This window comes from Suilimivivens sp. (assembly GCF_037359455.1).
Lineage (GTDB): Bacteria > Bacillota > Clostridia > Lachnospirales > Lachnospiraceae > Suilimivivens > Suilimivivens aceti.
The window spans coordinates 1-18,426 of record NZ_JAXXXI010000029.1 but is presented as its reverse complement, the minus strand read 5'-3'; the positions used below and the strand labels follow the sequence as shown (position 1 = coordinate 18,426).

General features: G+C 45.5%; 14 protein-coding genes and 1 pseudogene. 2 read left to right on the top strand and 13 right to left on the bottom strand.

Going from position 1 to position 18,426, the window contains the following annotated elements:
* Positions 1-12: 12 nt before the first annotated feature.
* The 3 genes and pseudogenes from WJQ40_RS03900 to WJQ40_RS03890 form a co-directional block, all read right to left on the bottom strand.
* On the bottom strand, positions 13-957 hold the full coding sequence (locus WJQ40_RS03900) for an alpha/beta fold hydrolase (RefSeq protein WP_337403157.1): 945 nt from the start codon (positions 955-957) through the stop codon (positions 13-15).
* A gap of 45 nt (positions 958-1,002) precedes the next feature.
* A pseudogene (gene metG / locus WJQ40_RS03895) lies at positions 1,003-2,985 on the bottom strand (methionine--tRNA ligase); the annotation flags it as partial.
* Between the two features lie 18 nt (positions 2,986-3,003).
* Entirely contained in the window at positions 3,004-3,846 is an 843-nt protein-coding gene (locus WJQ40_RS03890) for a GNAT family N-acetyltransferase (protein ID WP_337538006.1), read from the bottom strand.
* A gap of 120 nt (positions 3,847-3,966) precedes the next feature.
* On the opposite strand from WJQ40_RS03890, the gene WJQ40_RS03885 reads away from it, so the two are divergent.
* Complete coding sequence (locus WJQ40_RS03885; RefSeq protein ID WP_118798963.1) at positions 3,967-4,488, top strand: peptidylprolyl isomerase; 522 nt, start codon at positions 3,967-3,969, stop codon at positions 4,486-4,488.
* A 193-nt stretch (positions 4,489-4,681) separates the two neighbouring features.
* On the opposite strand, the gene WJQ40_RS03880 is transcribed toward WJQ40_RS03885, so the two are convergent.
* The 10 genes from WJQ40_RS03880 to WJQ40_RS03835 form a co-directional block, all read right to left on the bottom strand.
* Positions 4,682-5,581: a YegS/Rv2252/BmrU family lipid kinase gene (locus WJQ40_RS03880; protein ID WP_337538002.1), complete on the bottom strand. Its 900-nt coding sequence runs from the start codon at positions 5,579-5,581 to the stop codon at positions 4,682-4,684.
* Between the two features lie 110 nt (positions 5,582-5,691).
* On the bottom strand, positions 5,692-5,952 hold the full coding sequence (locus WJQ40_RS03875; protein ID WP_262575524.1) for an HPr family phosphocarrier protein: 261 nt from the start codon (positions 5,950-5,952) through the stop codon (positions 5,692-5,694).
* A gap of 15 nt (positions 5,953-5,967) precedes the next feature.
* Positions 5,968-6,834 carry a DNA-binding protein WhiA gene (gene whiA, locus WJQ40_RS03870; RefSeq protein WP_337538001.1) on the bottom strand — a complete coding sequence of 289 codons (867 nt, stop codon included), beginning with the start codon at positions 6,832-6,834 and terminating at the stop codon, positions 5,968-5,970.
* A gap of 17 nt (positions 6,835-6,851) precedes the next feature.
* Positions 6,852-7,718, bottom strand: coding sequence for an RNase adapter RapZ (rapZ, locus tag WJQ40_RS03865; RefSeq protein ID WP_118799021.1), 867 nt, complete (start codon positions 7,716-7,718; stop codon positions 6,852-6,854).
* Positions 7,719-7,801: 83 nt separating this feature from the next.
* On the bottom strand, positions 7,802-8,722 hold the full coding sequence (murB, locus tag WJQ40_RS03860) for a UDP-N-acetylmuramate dehydrogenase (RefSeq protein WP_337538000.1): 921 nt from the start codon (positions 8,720-8,722) through the stop codon (positions 7,802-7,804).
* A 26-nt stretch (positions 8,723-8,748) separates the two neighbouring features.
* Positions 8,749-9,690 (bottom strand): ROK family glucokinase, encoded by a 942-nt coding sequence (locus WJQ40_RS03855; RefSeq protein WP_337403172.1) that lies wholly within the window; start codon positions 9,688-9,690, stop codon positions 8,749-8,751.
* A 40-nt stretch (positions 9,691-9,730) separates the two neighbouring features.
* Positions 9,731-10,678, bottom strand: coding sequence for an HPr(Ser) kinase/phosphatase (gene hprK / locus WJQ40_RS03850; RefSeq protein WP_262575520.1), 948 nt, complete (start codon positions 10,676-10,678; stop codon positions 9,731-9,733).
* Between the two features lie 130 nt (positions 10,679-10,808).
* Positions 10,809-12,674, bottom strand: a complete 1,866-nt coding sequence (gene uvrC / locus WJQ40_RS03845; RefSeq protein ID WP_337537998.1) for an excinuclease ABC subunit UvrC — start codon at positions 12,672-12,674, stop codon at positions 10,809-10,811.
* Between the two features lie 51 nt (positions 12,675-12,725).
* On the bottom strand, positions 12,726-14,870 hold the full coding sequence (gene ftsH, locus WJQ40_RS03840) for an ATP-dependent zinc metalloprotease FtsH (RefSeq protein WP_337537996.1): 2,145 nt from the start codon (positions 14,868-14,870) through the stop codon (positions 12,726-12,728).
* A gap of 3 nt (positions 14,871-14,873) precedes the next feature.
* Positions 14,874-16,346 (bottom strand): DUF1846 domain-containing protein, encoded by a 1,473-nt coding sequence (locus WJQ40_RS03835; RefSeq protein ID WP_262575516.1) that lies wholly within the window; start codon positions 16,344-16,346, stop codon positions 14,874-14,876.
* Positions 16,347-16,660: 314 nt separating this feature from the next.
* Between WJQ40_RS03835 and WJQ40_RS03830 the strand changes: the two genes are divergently transcribed.
* Entirely contained in the window at positions 16,661-18,274 is a 1,614-nt protein-coding gene (locus WJQ40_RS03830) for a CTP synthase (protein ID WP_337537994.1), read from the top strand.
* Positions 18,275-18,426 lie beyond the last annotated feature (152 nt).

The window sequence follows — 18,426 nt, the reverse complement described above, 5'->3', positions numbered from 1 at the left end:
AACATACACCTCTTATAACTGATACTCCTTGATCCGTTCCAATATCCATGAATAAATATCCTCATAAACTTTTTTCTTATCCAGTTCATTCAAAAGCTCATGACGATCCTCCGGATACAGCTTCATGCTTAAAGTAGTCAGTCCGGCCTTCTGGAAATCCCGGAAAGCTTTTTTGACTCCTTCTCCATAATTTCCTACTGGATCCTTCTCTCCGGCAATGAACAGCACCGGCAGGGTTTCCGGCATTTTTTTCAGATTTTCTTCTTTGTTCAGACGATCCAGCAGGGTAAACAATGTCCGGAACCCGTTTACGGTAAAAATGAATCCGCACAGCTCATCAGCTATATAGGCATCAACCACTGCTTCATCCCGGCACAGCCAGTCAAATGAAGTCCTCTGCTTTTCTACCTGTTTATTATAATTTCCAAAAGCCAGCTTATCTATCAGTTTTGCTGTATGCTTCTCTCCAAGAAACAGTCCCTGGAATGCAGCAAGTGCCCTGCTGAATTTCACCACCACGCCGGGCTGTGAGCCGGTACCGCAGATGATTGCTCCCTGAATTCCTGTGCCATAACGGAACAGGTAATTCCTTGTAATAAAGGAACCCATACTGTGTCCAAGCAGAATATAAGGGATTCCCGGATAGTCCTCCTGTGTCATCTTTTTCAGTCTGTGTACATCCCGCACAACTACCGTCGCCGGATCCTGTTCACAGAAATAACCATAGGTTTCCTTTTCGTCCACACTCTTTCCATGTCCAAGATGATCCTCTCCTGTAACCAGGATTCCCTTTTCTGCGAAAAAGTGTGCCATTTCCTCGTATCTTTCAATATATTCGGCCATTCCGTGGACAATCTGAAGAATCCCGATCACTTTTCCTTCCGGAATCCATCTGACCGCGTGGATCTTACTCTGTCCGTCCCTGGAGTCAAATACAAATTCTTCTTTTTTGACCATATATAACCCTCTTCCTGTTTTTTGCCGGAGAGTCCTCTTTTTCCTCTAGCAGATCTCTGCTCCTGCCGGCATCTTTTTCTCCGGTGTCATCAGTGCCAGATTACCATCTGCATCTTCTGCACAGAGCAGCATACCTTCAGAAACAACGCCTGCCAGGGTTGCCGGCTTCAGGTTCACAAGAACCATCACCTTCCTGCCTACCATTTCCTCTGCGGAATAATGCTGCTTGATTCCGGAAACGATCTGCTTTACCTGACTTCCGATCTTCACCTGTGAACAGAGGAGCTTCTTGGACTTTGGTACTTCCTTACATTCAATGATCTCGCCCACCTGGAACTGCAGCTTTGCAAAATCATCATAGGAAATCTCAGCCTTCGGCTCAATATCAATGCCTTCCTCTGCTTTCTCTTCCTTTTCCGTCTTCTCTGCTGCAGCTGTTCTTACAGCTTCCATCTCTTCGATCTTTGCTGAAACTGCCTTCTGATCCAGTCTTGCGAAAAGGATCTCCGGTGTTTCTGTTACTTTGCTGCCAGAGGGATATCTTCCAAACTCGGCCAGATCTTCAAAGCTTCTGATCTCTGTGTTAAACTGCACTGCGATCTTCTTTGCCGTTGTAGGCATATAGGGTTCAAGCAGGGAAGCACCGATCAGAATGCTTTCTGTCAGATTATAAAGAACGGTCGCAAGACGATCCTTCTTCGCTTCATCCTTTGCCAGTACCCACGGTTCTGTCTCATCGATATATTTGTTGCATCTCTTAAATAAGGTGAAAATCTCTGTCAGGGCATCAGCCACTCTCAAATCCTTCATCTTATCTGCTACTCTGTCATAGGCTGTCACAGCCAGATTCTTCAGTTCCTCATCCACAGGCTCTGTCATGCCGGTATTGGTAACAACACCGTCAAAATACTTGTTGCTCATGGATACGGTACGGTTCACCAGATTACCAAGGGTATTGGCTAGATCTGTATTAAAACGCTCCGCTACCAGCTCCCAGGTGATATTTCCATCATTTTCGAAAGGCATCTCATGCAGGACAAAATATCTGACAGCATCCACTCCAAAGAAATCTACCAGTTCATCTGCATAGATCACATTTCCTTTTGACTTGCTCATCTTGTCATTGTTCATCAGAAGCCATGGATGGCCAAATACCTGCTTTGGCAGGGGCTCACCCAGCGCCATCAGGAAGATCGGCCAGTAAATCGTATGGAAACGTATAATATCCTTTCCGATCAGGTGCAGGTCAGCCGGCCAGTATTTCTTATACTGCTCACTGCTTTCTCCGTCACAGTCATAGCCAATACCGGTGATATAGTTGGTCAGGGCATCCAGCCATACATAAACGACATGCTTATCATCAAAGTCTACCGGGATCCCCCACTTGAAGGAGGTTCTGGAAACACACAGATCCTGCAGACCAGGAAGTAGGAAGTTGTTCATCATTTCATTCTTTCTGGATACCGGCTGTATAAATTCCGGATGGCTGTTAATATGCTCGATCAATCTGTCAGCATATTTGCTCATCCTGAAAAAATATGCCTCTTCCTTTGCCGGCTTTACCTCTCTTCCGCAGTCAGGACATTTGCCGTCCACAAGCTGGGATTCTGTCCAGAAGGATTCACAGGGTGTACAGTACAGTCCCTCATAGGAGCTCTTGTAAATATCTCCCTGATTGTACAGCTTCTTAAAGATCTTCTGTACCTGTTTTTCATGATAATCATCTGTTGTACGGATAAAGTGATCATAGGAGGTGTCCATCAGATCCCAGATCTTCCGGATCGTGCCAGCCACATTGTCTACATATTCCTTCGGTGTAATACCGGCCTCCTGTGCCTTCAGCTCGATCTTCTGTCCATGCTCATCCGTTCCTGTCTGAAAAAAAACATCATAGCCATCTTTTCTCTTGAAACGGGCAATGCTGTCTGCCAGAACAATCTCATAGCTGTTTCCGATGTGCGGTTTTCCTGATGTATAGGCAATCGCCGTTGTAATATAATATTTCCCTTTACTCATTTTTATGCAAAAACTCCTTTCAAAATGTTGTCAATCTATCATAAGAAGGTATTCAGTTCCCTTCTCATTCACTTTTTTATCGAAATGGAACCCAAGCTTTATAAGCAGATTTCTGGACGGAAGATTCTCTTCCTCTACCAGTGCCTGTACATGCTCAAAAGAAAGCTCCTTCTTTCCATAGGCAAGCACCGCTCTGCACGCTTCTTCTGCATAACCCTGTCCCTGATAGTCACAGCCGATCACAAATCCCAGTTCCGGAAGTTCATAGCCTTCTCTCACACTGAGCCCTGCTCTGCCGATCACTTCTCCGGAAAGAAGCTGTACTGTCCACATCCCATATCCGTAAAATCCATAGATCTGACGGATATATTCCTTCATGTAAGCTATCTCTTCTTCGGGATCCTCAAACAAATCCTCCATGTATTTCGTAATGGATGGATCCCTGTAGATCCGGTAAAACTCTGGAACATCCTCTACCGTGCTCTCCCGGATCAGAAGTCGCTTCGTCCTCGTGATCATCAGCGGCAACCCGGCAAGCCGCCTGTAGATCTCATCATACACAGAAAAAGTGATTTCACCGATCTCCTCTATAACATAAGCTGCTCCTTCAAAAAAGGTGCCCTGATTTTCTTTATGATGGAGACCTGCTGTATAAAATCCTGCTGCCTGCAATGCCTTCAGATATGCAGGATCATCTGTCAGGATCAGGCTTTCTTCCATCCGGAGCCTTAAAATGCCTTCTTCCGTCTGTGCTGCAGAAACGATCAGAAATTCTGTCTTTTCTCCGGTAAAGACCTGTTCCAGTTCTGCCCTGCTTCTGTCAAGAACCTGTCTCCCCATCTCTGTTACTGCAAACACAACATATTTAAGCATTGAAAAGTCCTTTTGGATTCTGTAGAATAAATACGTGGGTTTCCTTCTATGAAATCCCATACCATTTTACTATTATAGTATAGTTTACAAAAATTGAAAAGAAGGGAATGAAATATTATTATGGCACAAAATCCTGTTGTAACCTTTACCATGGAAAACGGAGATGTCATGAAAGCAGAGCTTTATCCTGATATCGCCCCCGTTTCCGTAAACAACTTCATCAGCCTGATCCAGAAAAACTTTTATGATGGTCTGATCTTCCACCGTGTGATCAGAGGCTTCATGATCCAGGGTGGTGATCCCCAGGGCACCGGTATGGGCGGTCCTGGCTACAGCATCAAAGGTGAATTTGCTGCAAACGGCTTCCAGAATGATTTAAAGCATACAGAAGGCGTTCTTTCCATGGCAAGAAGCATGATGCCTGATTCCGCCGGATCCCAGTTCTTTATCATGCACAAGAATGCACCCCATCTGGACGGCTCCTATGCAGCTTTTGGCAAGATCATTGAGGGTATGGACGTTGTGAACAAGATCGCTGAGACCCCTACCGACTATTCTGACAGACCCCTGGAGGATCAGAAGATCGCTGCTGTCACAGTAGAAACCTTTGGTGTAGATTATCCGGAACCGGAAAAAATGTGAGGTGTTCATATTTTATTAACATTTCATTTAAAAAAACTTCAACGCCTCAACATTCTTTAGACATTTCTGCCCTTTATACTAAGAGCATAAGATGAAACAAAGAAAACAACATCTACTTGATTTTATAATAACTTTTTCATAATAAATGCCAGGTAAGACAGCTTACCTGGCATCCTCCCTTTTATAGGGCTATTTATTCTTCCTCCGGCACCCTGATCTCCAGTGCCTGTTTATAATTTCGGATTTCAACTCTGCTGTGCCGTCCTCCGAATTCTCCATCCAGTGTCCATGCGATCTCTTCTGTCGATTCAATCTGCAGCTCCGATGCTGTAAAGCATTCCATCAGATCGGTATCAATATTCCGGTTCACCATCGCTGCCATGATCGTATTCAGCTCCACCGGGTTCCCGGGTCTTTTGATCAGAGTTACTTCAAATACACCGTCATCCAGCTTTACATTGTCACCGGTGATCTTCTTGAAACCGCCTACAGAAAGGGAATTTGTGATCATTCCAAAGATAAAATCTCCCTCTATCGCTCTGTCCCCACAGGTCACCTTCATGGTATAGGATCTCACTTTCGACAGCTTTCTCATGCCTTCCAGCACATAAGCCATATGTCCCAGCACATTCTTCATGTCCTGCCTTGTCTCATAGGAAACATCTGTAAAAAGGCCGAATGCCGCAATATAGACAAAAATATTCTCATTAAATCCACCAACATCGCAGCGGAAGCTTCTGCCATCCACAATCACTCTTGCTGCCTTTTCCATGCTCCTTGGGATTCCCAGACTTCCGGCAAAGTCATTAGTCGTTCCTGCCGGAACGTAGCCGATCGGCAGTCTTTTTTCACACCTCATCATACCGGTCACCACTTCATCAAGTGTGCCATCACCACCGCTGCAGGCAATCATATCATAGTAACCGATCTGTCTTTCTGTAACTGCCCTGATCCCATCCCCCTGTGCCTGTGTCGGATAGGCAGTCACTTCATATCCGGCCTTCACAAAAATATCTATCATATCAAGAAGATTACTTCTGATCTGGGATTTTCCCGCTCTCGGATTGTAAATAAAAAGCATTTTCTTCTTCATAAAATCCTCCAGCCGCCTCTGGCAGCTTTTCTTTTCCTATCCTTTTATATTTTCCATGTTACAAAAGACGCCACACTCTGACAAGTGTGGCGTCCGTATTTCAGTTTCATCTATTCCGTTTTGCCGTTCAGATAACTACCAATGGCATCCACAGCAGCCTGCTCATCAGTTCCCTCTGCAATTACAGTTACGCTCTCTCCCTGATTCAGAGGCATGCTCATCATTCCCATGATGCTTTTGGCATTCACCTTTTTTCCTTCTGTCGCAAGATAAATATCACTGTCATGTCTGCTTGCAATCTGTACCAGCATGGCAATAGGGCGCGCATCAAAATCTTCTGCCATCTTGATTTCAATGGACTTTTCAATCATAATATTTCTCCTCCTTTAAGCTTTAACCTGAATTTGACTGGCTATTTCACTCAGCTTCCTTAATCTATGATTCACACCGGATTTTCCAACCGGCGGATTTAAGTAACCACCCAGCTCCTGAAGAGAACTTTCCGGATGTGTCAGTCTTACAAGGGCAATCTCCCTTAAATGATCTGGCAGACCCGAAAGCCCAATATGTGTCTGAATCAGCTGAATATCCTCCAGCTGCCTGCTGGCCGCATTCACCGTCTTCGTGATATTGGCTGTTTCGCAGTTCACCTGTCTGTTTATGGAATTGCGCATTTCCTTCTCAATCCTCAGATTCTCCAGATTCATCAAAGATACATGCGCTCCCATTACATTAAGAAGATCTACGATCCCGGCACCTTCCTTCAAATACACAACATCATATTTCTTGCGTCTGACTACCTTCGCCTCTATGTTAAAGCTATGTATAGCTTCCTGTATCTGCAGAGCCTGACGATCAGTCTCACAGACAAACTCCAGATGATACCCCTTCTCCGGATTACTCATAGAACCTATACATAAAAAAGCACCCCGGAGATATGCTCTCTTGCAGCAGCTGCTTTTGATCAGGACAGGATCTGCCCCCTTTCCTGCTCCCGCATTATCTCCCGTGAATTTTAAAGCCTGTAGTGCTTTTGCAACATCAGTACTTATATTAAATGTTTTTTTCCATAATGTAAAGTACTTTCTGGCAACTGCATCGTTTTCCGAATGGATCGTAATCCGTATTTCTCCATTTGTTTCTTCTATATGACAGCCAAACTCTACAATTGCAGAAAGCTCCGCCAGTCTGCAGTGTCTTGCCTGCGGCATGATTTTTTCCAGTTCTTCCTTTACTTCTGCTGAAAACGACATAAATTTCCTGCCTTTGGTCAAATCCCCTGTGCCCGCACATCACGGTGTGCGATCTTCAGTCCGTAATTTCCCTTATTCTTCAACCGCTCATACAGCTTATTCGCAAGGGTGACACTTCTGTGCTTTCCCCCTGTACAGCCAATTCCGATCACAAGCTGATATTTTCCCTCCTTCACATAGTTAGGGATCAGGAATTCCAGCATATCAGTCAGCTTGTCAATAAATATCCCTGCCTCTGGAAAATCCATGACATAATCCTGTACTTCTTTATCATTTCCCGTTTTATACTTTAATTCTTCTATATAATAGGGATTTGGCAGAAATCTTACATCAAATACCAGATCCGCATCTGCCGGTATCCCATGCTTAAAGCCAAATGACAGTATTGTTACCATCAGACTGTTATATTCTTCATTCTTCACAAAGATCCTGTCGATTTCCTCTTTCAGCTCCCGTGTCAGAAGATTTGAGGTATCGATCACATAATCGGCTTTCCCTTTGATATCCTGCAGGATCTTTCTCTCCTTGTGGATACCGTCTTCAACCCTGCCTCCAGGAGAAAGCGGGTGCATTCTCCTTGTTTCCTTATACCGCTTCAGCAGGACACTGTCTCCGGCTTCCATAAACAGGATCTCGAAATTATAGCCATTCTTTTTCAGCTTCTCCAATGCCTTCTGTGCATCTTCAAAAGGCTGATCCACACGTACATCAAGCCCGAGAGCTACCTTTTCCACTTCACTTCCCGGCATGGCGATCAGTTCTACAAACTGCTCGATCAGTGGAACCGGCAGATTGTCCACACAATAAAATCCAACATCCTCAAGCATATGGAGTGCTGTACTTTTTCCGCCGCCGCTCATTCCTGTCACTACAACAAAGCGCATTCCATTTCCTCCTGCTGTACTTATACAGCCCTGCTTTTATAAATTAATCTTTGCAGTCATTATCCTTCTTTCAGACACAGCAGCTAAAATTTTCCAAGATAAATGACTTCTCTTTCCAGGGAAACTCCGAAACGTTCTCTGACCTTTTCCTGTACTTCCTCAATCACATCTGTTACATCCCTTGCTGTTGCCTTGCCAACATTTACCACGAATCCGCAGTGTTTATCGGATACTCTTGCATCACCGATCTGAAATCCCCGAAGTCCTGCATCCATGATCAGCTTTCCGGCAAAATATCCTTCCGGTCTTTTAAACGTACTGCCCGCAGAAGGATAATTTAAAGGCTGCTTCTCCATACGGCGCTTCTGAAAATCCTCTATTCTTGCACGGATTTCCTCTCTGTTTCCTTCCCGCAGCCGGAAAGTCACACTCAGCACTATAAAATTTCGGTTTCTGATAATACTGGTTCTGTATCCAAATTCCATGGTGTCATTGTCGAGCGTAAGGATCTCTCCCTCTGAAGAAAGTACTCTGACACTCTCCACCACCTGTTTCATCTCACCACCATAGGCGCCAGCATTCATCACCACACCGCCGCCTACCGTTCCGGGAATCCCTGCAGCAAATTCCAGTCCTTCAAGTCCTCTTTCCATGGCAAAAAGCGCCACCTTTGAAAGTGCAGCGCCTGCCTGTACCTGCAGCCTGTTTCCTTCTGCTTCTATCTGCTGGCAGGCATCTGATATCTGAAGGATCACTCCCGGATAGCCTTTATCCCCTACCAGCAGATTGCTGCCCTTTCCCAGGACAAAATATTCAATACCGACATTTTCAAAATAAGGGATCAGCTTCCGCAGCTGTTCCTCACTGCTGATCCGGATAAAGCATGCTGCTTCACCGCCGATCCGGAATGTTGTATGCCTGCTCATCGGTTCTTCTGTCAGAATATCCTCTTCAGGTACATTCGCTCTGATATATTCATAAACTGCTTCGCCAAATCCCCTCAATGTCCGCACCTGCTTCTTAATATTTATTATCTGTCTGCTACTGCATCCAGCACCAGCTTAGCTGCTCCGTAGATTCCTGCATCATTTCCCAGTGTTGCCAGTGCAAATTTCGCTTCACGGCATCCATGGAATACACTCTTTTCATAATGAGGTCTGATATAATCGATCAGAATCTCTCCTGCCTTGGACACACCTCCTCCAATAACAAAGGCTTCCGGATTTACAACTCCTGCCACTGCTGCAAGGGCGTCTCCCAGATATTTTCCAAACTGTTCTGCTACCTCCATAGCCAGCGGATCTCTTGCCTTTACAGCATCAAATACTGTCTTTGCTGAAACCTCTCCGCCTCTCAGAACACTATCCATGTCTGTAGAGGCAAGCTTCTTGTTTGCAAGTCTGGTAATACCGGTTGCAGAAGCAAACTGCTCAAGGCACCCCTTGTTTCCACAGTTACATACATCTGTCTCTGTATCATCTACATGAATATGTCCGATCTCTCCTGCTGCTCCGGTACTTCCGCTGATCATCCTTCCATCTACAATGATGCCGCCGCCTACACCGGTTCCCAGTGTAACAACAACCAGATCCTTATAGCCTTTTCCACCGCCCATCCACATTTCTCCAAGGGCTGCCACATTGGCATCATTGCCTGCTCTGACAGGAAGATTGATCAGTGCTTCCAGTGTTTCCTTTACATTAAAGGTTTTCCAGCCAAGGTTTACGGCACGATGTACCACACCACCTGCGTCAATGGGACCAGGTGCGCCAACACCAACACCGGCGATCGCATCTTTATCCATCTGTTTCATTTTTTCCCTGATACTGTCTGCTACGTCAGGCAGGATCTTCTCACCGTCATTCTCGGTTCTTGTAGGGATCTCCCACTTGTCCAGTACATTTCCTTCTACATCAAACAGTCCGATCTTTACAGTAGTTCCTCCGATATCTACACCAAAAACGTATTTCATTTTTATTCTCCCTCTTTATTCTATTCTTTACAGGTTGCTTCTATTCGTCCTCATCCTCATCACTTCTGCCTCTTGCCAGAGATTCCTGTACTCTGCGGTAAAGCTCCTGTGCCGCATTGTATCCCATCTTCTTCTGACGATGATTGATCGCTGCAGACTCACAGATCACGGCGAGGTTACGTCCTGGACGAATTGGAATGTTGTGGCATACTACCTTGTTTCCAAGATATTCTGTATATTCCTCTTCCAGTCCGAGCCTGTCATATTCCTTGTCCTTGTCCCAGTCCTCCAGACGAATGACCAGATCAATATTCTGAGTATCCTTAACACTGGAGACACCGAACAGTGTCTTCACATCAATGATTCCGATACCACGCAATTCGATAAAATGTTTGGTGATATCCGGTGCAGATCCAACAAGCGTCTCATCACTGACCTTGCGGATCTCAACAGCATCATCTGTAACCAGACGATGTCCTCTCTTGATCAGCTCCAGGGCTGCTTCTGACTTACCAATACCGCTTTCGCCTGTGATCAGGACACCCTCACCGAAAACGTCCACCAGAACCCCATGTACTGAAATACAGGGAGCCAGCTTTACATTCAGCCATCTGATGATCTCTGCCATAAATGCAGATGTTGCTTTCTTGGTCATCAGAAGCGGTACCTTGTGTGCCTCTGCGATCTCTGTAAACAGCTCATCCGGCTTCAGTTCCCTGCAGAACACGATCGCCGGGATCTCACAGGAAAGAAGTCTCTCATAGATCTCCTTTTTTCTTGCCACCGGAAGTCCTTCTATATAGGAATATTCCACAAAACCGATGATCTGAAGTCTTGTTGCTTCAAAATGTTCGAAATAACCGGCTAACTGCAGCGCCGGCCTGTTAATATCAGGCTGGGTAATCTTGATCTTCGAAATATCAATATCAGGTGTCAGATTTTCCAGCTTCATCTTTTCAATGATGCTTTCCAGTTTTACGCTTGCCATACGTTCCCTCCATGCCTTTCCCCTCTCGCCTTTACAGACGGAAGACCGTTATCTTAAATAGTTTACCACATCAACTGGGGAATCTCAACAATCTGCTCTCTTCTCTTTCCATGTTTCTCCCGTAAAATTTTCATTTTTTCTGGTGAAAAAAATCATAGATTCCCTGGGCGGCAGGCCGGTTCATTCCTTCCACCTGTAAAAGTGTTTCAACATCCGCTTCCCGGATCTCCTCGATAGACTTGAAGCCGCGCATCAGTGCCTTTCTTCTCGCCGGTCCAACTCCCGGGATCTCATCCAATACCGACTTCACCTGTGCCTTGCCGCGAAGAGATCTGTGGTATTCGATGGCAAACCTGTGGGCTTCATCCTGGATTCTTGTGACCAGCCTGAACCCTTCGCTGTTCCTGTCAATCGGAATCTCTTCATTATTAAAATAAAGTCCTCTCGTCCTGTGGTTATCATCCTTTACCATGCCGCAGACCGGAATAGACAGCTTCAGCTCCTGAAGGACAGCCAGCGCGATATTTACCTGCCCACGTCCACCATCCATCATGATCACGTCCGGAAATTTTGTAAAGCCGCCCACTTCCTTTTTTTCTGCGGTTCCCTCCAGTTCTTCTCTTTCTTCTATGCCATGGGTAAAGCGTCTTGTCAGCACCTCACGCATGCAGGCGTAGTCGTCCGGTCCTGACACACTCTTTATCTTGAATTTACGATAGTCACTGCGTTTTGGCTTTCCTTTTTCATATACCACCATGGAGCCTACATTGGCAAAACCACTGATATTGGAAATATCATAGGCTTCCATCCTGTCTGCCTTCTCCAGATGAAGCAATGCTGCAATCTCCTTCGCCGCTCCGATCGTCCTTCCCTCTTCCCGCCGGATCCGTTCCTTATCCTGGTTCAGCACCAGACTTGCATTCCTGGCGGCCAGTTCTACCAACTTTTCTCTGGTTCCGATCTTCGGTACCCGGATATAAACTCTCGCTCCCCTTCTCCCGGTCAGCCACTGTTCCAGTACCTCCTGATCTTCGATTTTCTCCTGCAGCATCAGCTCTTTGGGAATAAAAGGCGTTCCTGCATAGAACTGCTTCACAAAATCCAAAAGAATCTGTTCTCTTGGAGTCTGTGACACATGTGTCATATAAAAATGCTCCCGTCCCATGAGTTTTCCATCCCTGACAAAGAAAACCTGCACTACCGCATCGTTCGCATCATTTGCAAGGGCTATGATATCCTTATCCTCTCCATCACTGTCTGTAATCTTCTGTTTCTGCGCTACCTGCTTCACACTGTTATACAGATCCCGGTAACGGATCGCCTCTTCAAATTCAAGCTGATCAGATGCCGTCTGCATCTTCTGCTTTAATTCTCCGAGAATCTCCTGATAATGTCCATTCAGAAAATCCAGGGCTTTCTTTACATTTTCTCCATAGGCTTCCTTTGTAATGTTTCCCTGACAGGGTGCCATACACTGCTTGATATGATAATTCAGGCAGGCTCTTCCTTGTCCACAGTCTCTTGGCAGACTCCGGTTACAGGTTCTGAGCTGATACAGTCTGTTAAGCAGCTCTATGGTATCCTTTACCGCTGCGGCACTGGTATATGGTCCAAAATATTTAGCATGATCCTTTTTCATCTCACGTGAAAACAGGACTCTTGGAAATTCTTCTCCCATCGTCACCTTGATATAAGGATAAGTCTTATCATCCTTCAGCATGGTATTATATTTGGGCCTGTGTTCCTTGATCAGGTTATTTTCCAGCACCAGCGCTTCCAGCTCAGAATCCGTCACAATATATTCAAACCGGTTGATAAGCGTTACCATTTTGTCGATCTGTGGTCCTCTTCCAATATTTTTGCGAAAATAAGAGCGGACACGATTATGGAGATTGACCGCCTTCCCCACATAAATAATAGTATCCGCTTCATCATGCATGATATAGACACCAGGACACCTGGGAAGCTTCTTTAATTCTTCCTGAATATCAAACATAACTTCTCCTATTACAAAAGTGACTGCATGAACTGCAGTCACTTCTTTTCTTTATTTTCTGGCACCTGAGAAGATTCCTCTCGATCCGTTTTCACCTTCATCTCCAGCAGGCTCCTGTCTAAGGAAATCCTCCGGGGTACGTTCCTCTGCCTTCAGCTCAGCCTCTGTTTCCTCTTCCAGCTTTGCTGCTCTGCCAGATTCTTCTGTATCATCCGCTTCCTCTTTCTTCTCCTCCGGTTCCGGGATTCCCTTTTCAGCACGGTAGATCTTCATAAATTCCTTGCCGCTGATCGTTTCTTTCTCGATCAGGTGGGCTGCCAGCTTATCCATCAGCTCCCTGTTACCGGAAAGCATCTGTTTGGCTTCCTCATAGCATTCCTTCAGGATTTCCATTACTTCTGTATCTACATCAGCTGCTGTTCTGTCACTGCAGGTCAGTCTTGCACCGCCTCCAAGATATTCATTTTCTACCGTGGCAAGACCCATCAGACCAAACCGTTTGCTCATACCAAACCGGGTCACCATATTGGATGCAATATTGGTTGCCTGCTCAATATCATTGGCTGCGCCCGTAGTCACATCGCCAAAGATCAGTTCCTCAGCAGCACGTCCACCAAGCAGGCTGACAAGTCTGTCATGAAGCTCTGCCTTTGTCTGCAGATATTTCTCTTCTTCAGGCACATGCATGACATAGCCAAGAGCCCCCATGGTTCTGGGAACGATCGTGATTTTCTGCACCGGCTCGGAATTTTTCTGCAAAGCACTGATCAGTGCATGACCAACCTCATGGTAGGAAACGATCCTTCTTTCCTCCTGACTCATGATCCGATCCTTCTTTTCCTTACCTACAAGCACCTGCTCCACAGCCTCAAACAGATCCTTCTGGTTCACATATTCTCTTCCATGCTGTACGGCATTGATCGCTGCCTCGTTGATCATATTGGCAAGATCCGCACCAACAGCACCGCTTGTTGCAAGTGCGATCGCATCCAGATCCACGCTGTCATCCAGGTGAACATCCTTGGCATGCACCTTCAGGATCGCTACCCTTCCCTTCAGATCCGGCTTATCTACAATAATACGCCTGTCAAAACGTCCGGGACGCAGTAGTGCCTTATCCAGGATCTCTGGTCTGTTGGTAGCACCAAGCACCAGGATTCCCTTGGAGGTGTCAAAGCCATCCATTTCAGAAAGGAGCTGGTTCAGTGTCTGTTCCCTTTCTTCGTTGCCACCGCCATATTTGCTGTCACGGCTTCTTCCGATGGCATCTATCTCATCGATGAAAATAATGCAGGGGGCATTCTTGGTTGCTTCCTTAAACAGATCTCTTACTCTGGAAGCACCTACACCTACATATAACTCAATAAAATCTGAACCGGACAGAGAGAAGAACGGTACCTTTGCCTCCCCGGCCACTGCCTTGGCAAGCAGTGTCTTACCGGTTCCGGGAGGTCCTACAAGCAGTGCTCCCTTGGGCAGCTTTGCTCCAATCTTCGCATATTTTCCGGGGTTGTGAAGGAAATCCACAACTTCCTGCAGAGATTCTTTCGCTTCATCCTCTCCGGCAACATCCTTAAAGGTAATTCCTGTTTCCTTCTGTACATATACCTTCGCTGTACTCTTTCCAACTCCCATGGGACCGCCGCCCTTGGACATCTTACGGAACAGGAAGCTGAGCAGTACCCACATCAGAAGAATCGGTACGACATAAGTTAAAAGGAAACTGATGATCACACTTGAGCTGTCTGCCACTTCTCCCTTGACAGGTACATCATATTTCAGCAATCGCTGGGTCAGCGTGTCATCATCTTCGATCTTACCGGTATAATAAGTAACAGCCGATGGACTGCCATACAGATACAGCAGCTTGTTTGCTTTTTCTTCTTCCTTTGGTTTAATATTAACTCTGTCCGTGCTGATGGTAACAGACTCTACCTTATTATCCTCCAGCATCTGGATAAACTCATTGTAGCTGATCTCCTTCTGTGTTTCTCCGGACATCATCTTCATAAAACTGCTCATCAGAAGCAGTGTCACTAATGCTGCGATCAGAAACAGGACAATGCTCTGGCGTTTGGGATCTTTTCCACTGCCACCGGAGCCGTTTCTGCCTTCATTTCCTTTATTTCCCGGATCTCCCTGACCGGAATTATTTCCGTTTCCCGGTTCATATTGGTTTAAGTTCTGCTCACTCATAAATTACTTACTCTTTCCTTTTAATATCGGCTCGCTGGTCAGATCTACTCCCAGCTTTTTAAATGTCCTCATATCCACATCAGAAAGCATAACAGAAGTATGCACCTGGCATCCTGTCAGCGCAGGAATCTGTTCCAGTGCTTTTCTTGCATTCGGATCCGTAGTCGCTGAAATTGCCAGTGCGATCAGTACCTCATCCGTGTGAAGCCTGGGATTCGTACCGCCCAGATACCGGGTCTTCAGTTCCTGGATCGGCTCGATCGCTGCCGGTGAGATCAGATGGGTATCATGATCTACGCCGCCAAGATACTTCAGTGCATTCAGCAGCAATGCTGCGCTTGCTCCAAGCAGAGACGTCGTCTTGGATGTGATGATCTTTCCATCCGCAAATTCAATCGCTGCTGCAGGTACGCCAAGCTTTTCTGCTCTTTCATTGGCTGCCACCGTCACCTTCCGGTCCTCAGTGGTAATCCTTGCCTGTTTCATGAGAAGCTCGATCTTGTATACCTCATTCTCGCTTCCCTTGCCTCTTGCCACATCTCCTGCAGCCTTATAATAGCGCCGGATGATCTCCATATAAGAAGCTTCCTTACAGGCTTCATCGTCTATAATGCAGTTACCCGCCATGTTGACACCCATGTCAGTGGGGGACTTATAAGGATTTTCTCCGTAAATGCCTTCAAAGATTGCATTCAGTACCGGAAATATCTCGATATCACGATTATAATTAACTGTTGTTTCTCCGTACGCCTCCAGGTGGAAGGGATCTATCATATTAACATCATTCAGATCTGCGGTTGCCGCCTCATATGCCAGATTGACAGGATGCTTCAATGGCAGGTTCCAGATCGGGAAGGTCTCATACTTCGCATATCCGGCCTTGATACCTCTCTTGTTGTCATGGTAAAGCTGTGATAGACAGGTTGCCATTTTTCCACTTCCCGGTCCTGGTGCCGTTACCACAACAAGCGGTCTTGTGGTTTCTATATATTCATTCCTTCCAAACCCGTCATCACTGACGATCAGCGGGATATTGGAAGGATATCCTTCTATTGTATAATGAAGATATACCTTTACATTCTTCTTTTCCAGTCTCTCCTTAAATTCTGCCGCACGGATCTGCCCTGCATAATGTGTCAGGACAACACTTCCCACATAAAGCCCCCTGCTTTCAAATTCCTGCATCAGTCTCTGTACATCTTCATCATAAGTAATGCCCAGATCTCCACGTATCTTATTCTTTTCGATATCAGCCGCATTGATAACAATAACGATCTCTGCCCTGTCCGAAAGCTTCATGAGCATTCTGAGCTTACTGTCCGGTTCAAATCCCGGAAGTACTCTGGATGCATGAAAATCGTCAAACAGCTTACCACCAAATTCCAAATACAGCTTGTCGCCAAATTTTTCGATCCTTTCCATAATATGTGCTGACTGCATCTTCAGGTATTTTTCGTTGTCAAATCCCACTCTCATAATTTCCATCCATCCATATTTATAATAAAAACAAATGCTGCTTCGCAGCGCTTGTTTTTCCATTGCACCTGTTACATTTTAGCACATGTTATATGATTATTCCATAAAAAAGGGATGAACAAATATCAATTTTTTATAAATAAACCGTATTGACAGTGAAAACTGCGGGTGCTATGATTTTTCTATCAAAGCAAAGGTGCTATTGGTTCAGGCCAGATAGCACCCTTTTTTATTTTCAAAAATGCAGAAAAACTGCTGTTGACGGTTTTTCTGCAAAGGGAACTGTTGTATTTATACTAAACTAAGGAGTTATTATGGGAGTAAAATATGTATTCGTAACCGGCGGTGTTGTTTCCGGTCTTGGTAAGGGCATCACTGCTGCTTCTTTGGGAAGATTGTTAAAAGCCAGAGGTTATAAGGTCACCATGCAGAAATTTGATCCTTATATCAATATTGATCCCGGCACGATGAACCCGATCCAGCATGGTGAAGTTTTTGTCACGGAGGATGGTACAGAAACCGATCTGGATCTTGGACATTATGAGCGATTCATCGATGAAAATCTGGATAAAAATTCCAACGTTACCACCGGCAAGGTTTACTGGTCTGTTCTGCAAAAGGAGCGTCGTGGTGATTACGGCGGTGGTACCGTTCAGGTGATTCCTCATATCACAAATGAGATCAAAAGTCGTTTCTATCGTAACTTTACAGATGAAGATATCCGAATTGCCATTATCGAAGTAGGTGGTACGGTGGGTGATATTGAAAGCCAGCCTTTTCTGGAATCCATCAGACAGTTCCAGCATGAGGTTGGAAAAGAGAATGCCATTTTGATCCATGTTACTCTGATCCCTTACCTGAAGGCCTCTCAGGAAATGAAGACAAAGCCTACGCAGGCAAGTGTTAAGGAGCTGCAGGGAATGGGTATTCAACCGGATATTATTGTATGCCGCAGCGAATATCCACTGGATCAGCATATTAAAGATAAAATTGCTCTTTTCTGTAATGTCCCCAATAACCGTGTCCTTCAGAATCTGGATGTGGAATATCTGTATGAAGCACCTCTTGCCATGGAAAATGAACACCTGGCACAGGTTGCCTTAGAATGCCTGAATCTGGACTGTCCAGAACCGGATCTTACAGACTGGAAGTCGATGGTGGAGGCTCTGCGGACACCTCTCCACGAGGTGAATATTGCAATTGTTGGAAAATATGTTCAGCTTCATGATGCTTATATCAGTGTTGTCGAAGCGTTGAAGCATGGCGGTATTTCCAACCGTACAACAGTAAACATCAAATGGATCGATTCCGAAACTGTTACAAGGGAAAATGTCGGAGAGTTACTCGGTGACGTGAATGGTATTCTTGTTCCCGGCGGCTTCGGTCCGAGAGGCATTGACGGTAAACTTTATGCGATTCAGTATGCAAGAGAGCACCATGTACCTTATCTTGGCCTGTGTCTTGGTATGCAGCTTGCTATTGTTGAATTTGCAAGAAATGTAGTTGGATATAATGATGCCCACAGTATTGAGCTTGATCCTTCTACCACACATCCCGTCATTGCACTGATGCCGGATCAGAATGGTGTGGAAGATATCGGTGGCACACTGAGGCTTGGATCTTATCCCTGTGTTCTTAATAAAGATTCTCTTGCCTATAATCTGTATGGTGAGGAAATGATCCATGAACGTCACAGGCACCGTTACGAGGTAAATAATGATTTCCGTGCAGCCCTGACCGAACATGGCATGAAGCTTTCCGGCATTTCACCGGACGGGCGTATCGTAGAAATGTGCGAACTGTCAGATCATCCCTTCTTCATCGCCACACAGGCTCACCCAGAGCTGAAATCAAGACCGAACAGACCACATCCGTTGTTCAGAGGCTTTATAAAAGCTGCTTTAGACAACCAAGAAGCCCATAACTAATTTTCTATACCTTCCTTTTAAAATGATCCGCCCCTAACGGGTGGGTCATTTTATGTTCATGATCTGGAATTATATCTTTATCAGTCTTGACATTTTCCGTTCAAAAATGCACAATAAAAAGGTAACCACACTGTTGGAAGCATGGATGACTT

Coding starts and splice junctions, on each gene's coding strand:
- WJQ40_RS03900 (WP_337403157.1), bottom strand. CDS start 957: ATGGTCAAAAAAGAAGAATTTGTATTTGACTCCAGGGACGGACAGAGT.
- WJQ40_RS03890 (WP_337538006.1), bottom strand. CDS start 3,846: ATGCTTAAATATGTTGTGTTTGCAGTAACAGAGATGGGGAGACAGGTT.
- WJQ40_RS03885 (WP_118798963.1), top strand. CDS start 3,967: ATGGCACAAAATCCTGTTGTAACCTTTACCATGGAAAACGGAGATGTC.
- WJQ40_RS03880 (WP_337538002.1), bottom strand. CDS start 5,581: ATGAAGAAGAAAATGCTTTTTATTTACAATCCGAGAGCGGGAAAATCC.
- WJQ40_RS03875 (WP_262575524.1), bottom strand. CDS start 5,952: ATGATTGAAAAGTCCATTGAAATCAAGATGGCAGAAGATTTTGATGCG.
- whiA (WP_337538001.1), bottom strand. CDS start 6,834: ATGTCGTTTTCAGCAGAAGTAAAGGAAGAACTGGAAAAAATCATGCCG.
- rapZ (WP_118799021.1), bottom strand. CDS start 7,718: ATGCGCTTTGTTGTAGTGACAGGAATGAGCGGCGGCGGAAAAAGTACA.
- WJQ40_RS03855 (WP_337403172.1), bottom strand. CDS start 9,690: ATGAAATACGTTTTTGGTGTAGATATCGGAGGAACTACTGTAAAGATC.
- hprK (WP_262575520.1), bottom strand. CDS start 10,678: ATGGCAAGCGTAAAACTGGAAAGCATCATTGAAAAGATGAAGCTGGAA.
- uvrC (WP_337537998.1), bottom strand. CDS start 12,674: ATGTTTGATATTCAGGAAGAATTAAAGAAGCTTCCCAGGTGTCCTGGT.
- ftsH (WP_337537996.1), bottom strand. CDS start 14,870: ATGAGTGAGCAGAACTTAAACCAATATGAACCGGGAAACGGAAATAAT.
- WJQ40_RS03835 (WP_262575516.1), bottom strand. CDS start 16,346: ATGAGAGTGGGATTTGACAACGAAAAATACCTGAAGATGCAGTCAGCA.
- WJQ40_RS03830 (WP_337537994.1), top strand. CDS start 16,661: ATGGGAGTAAAATATGTATTCGTAACCGGCGGTGTTGTTTCCGGTCTT.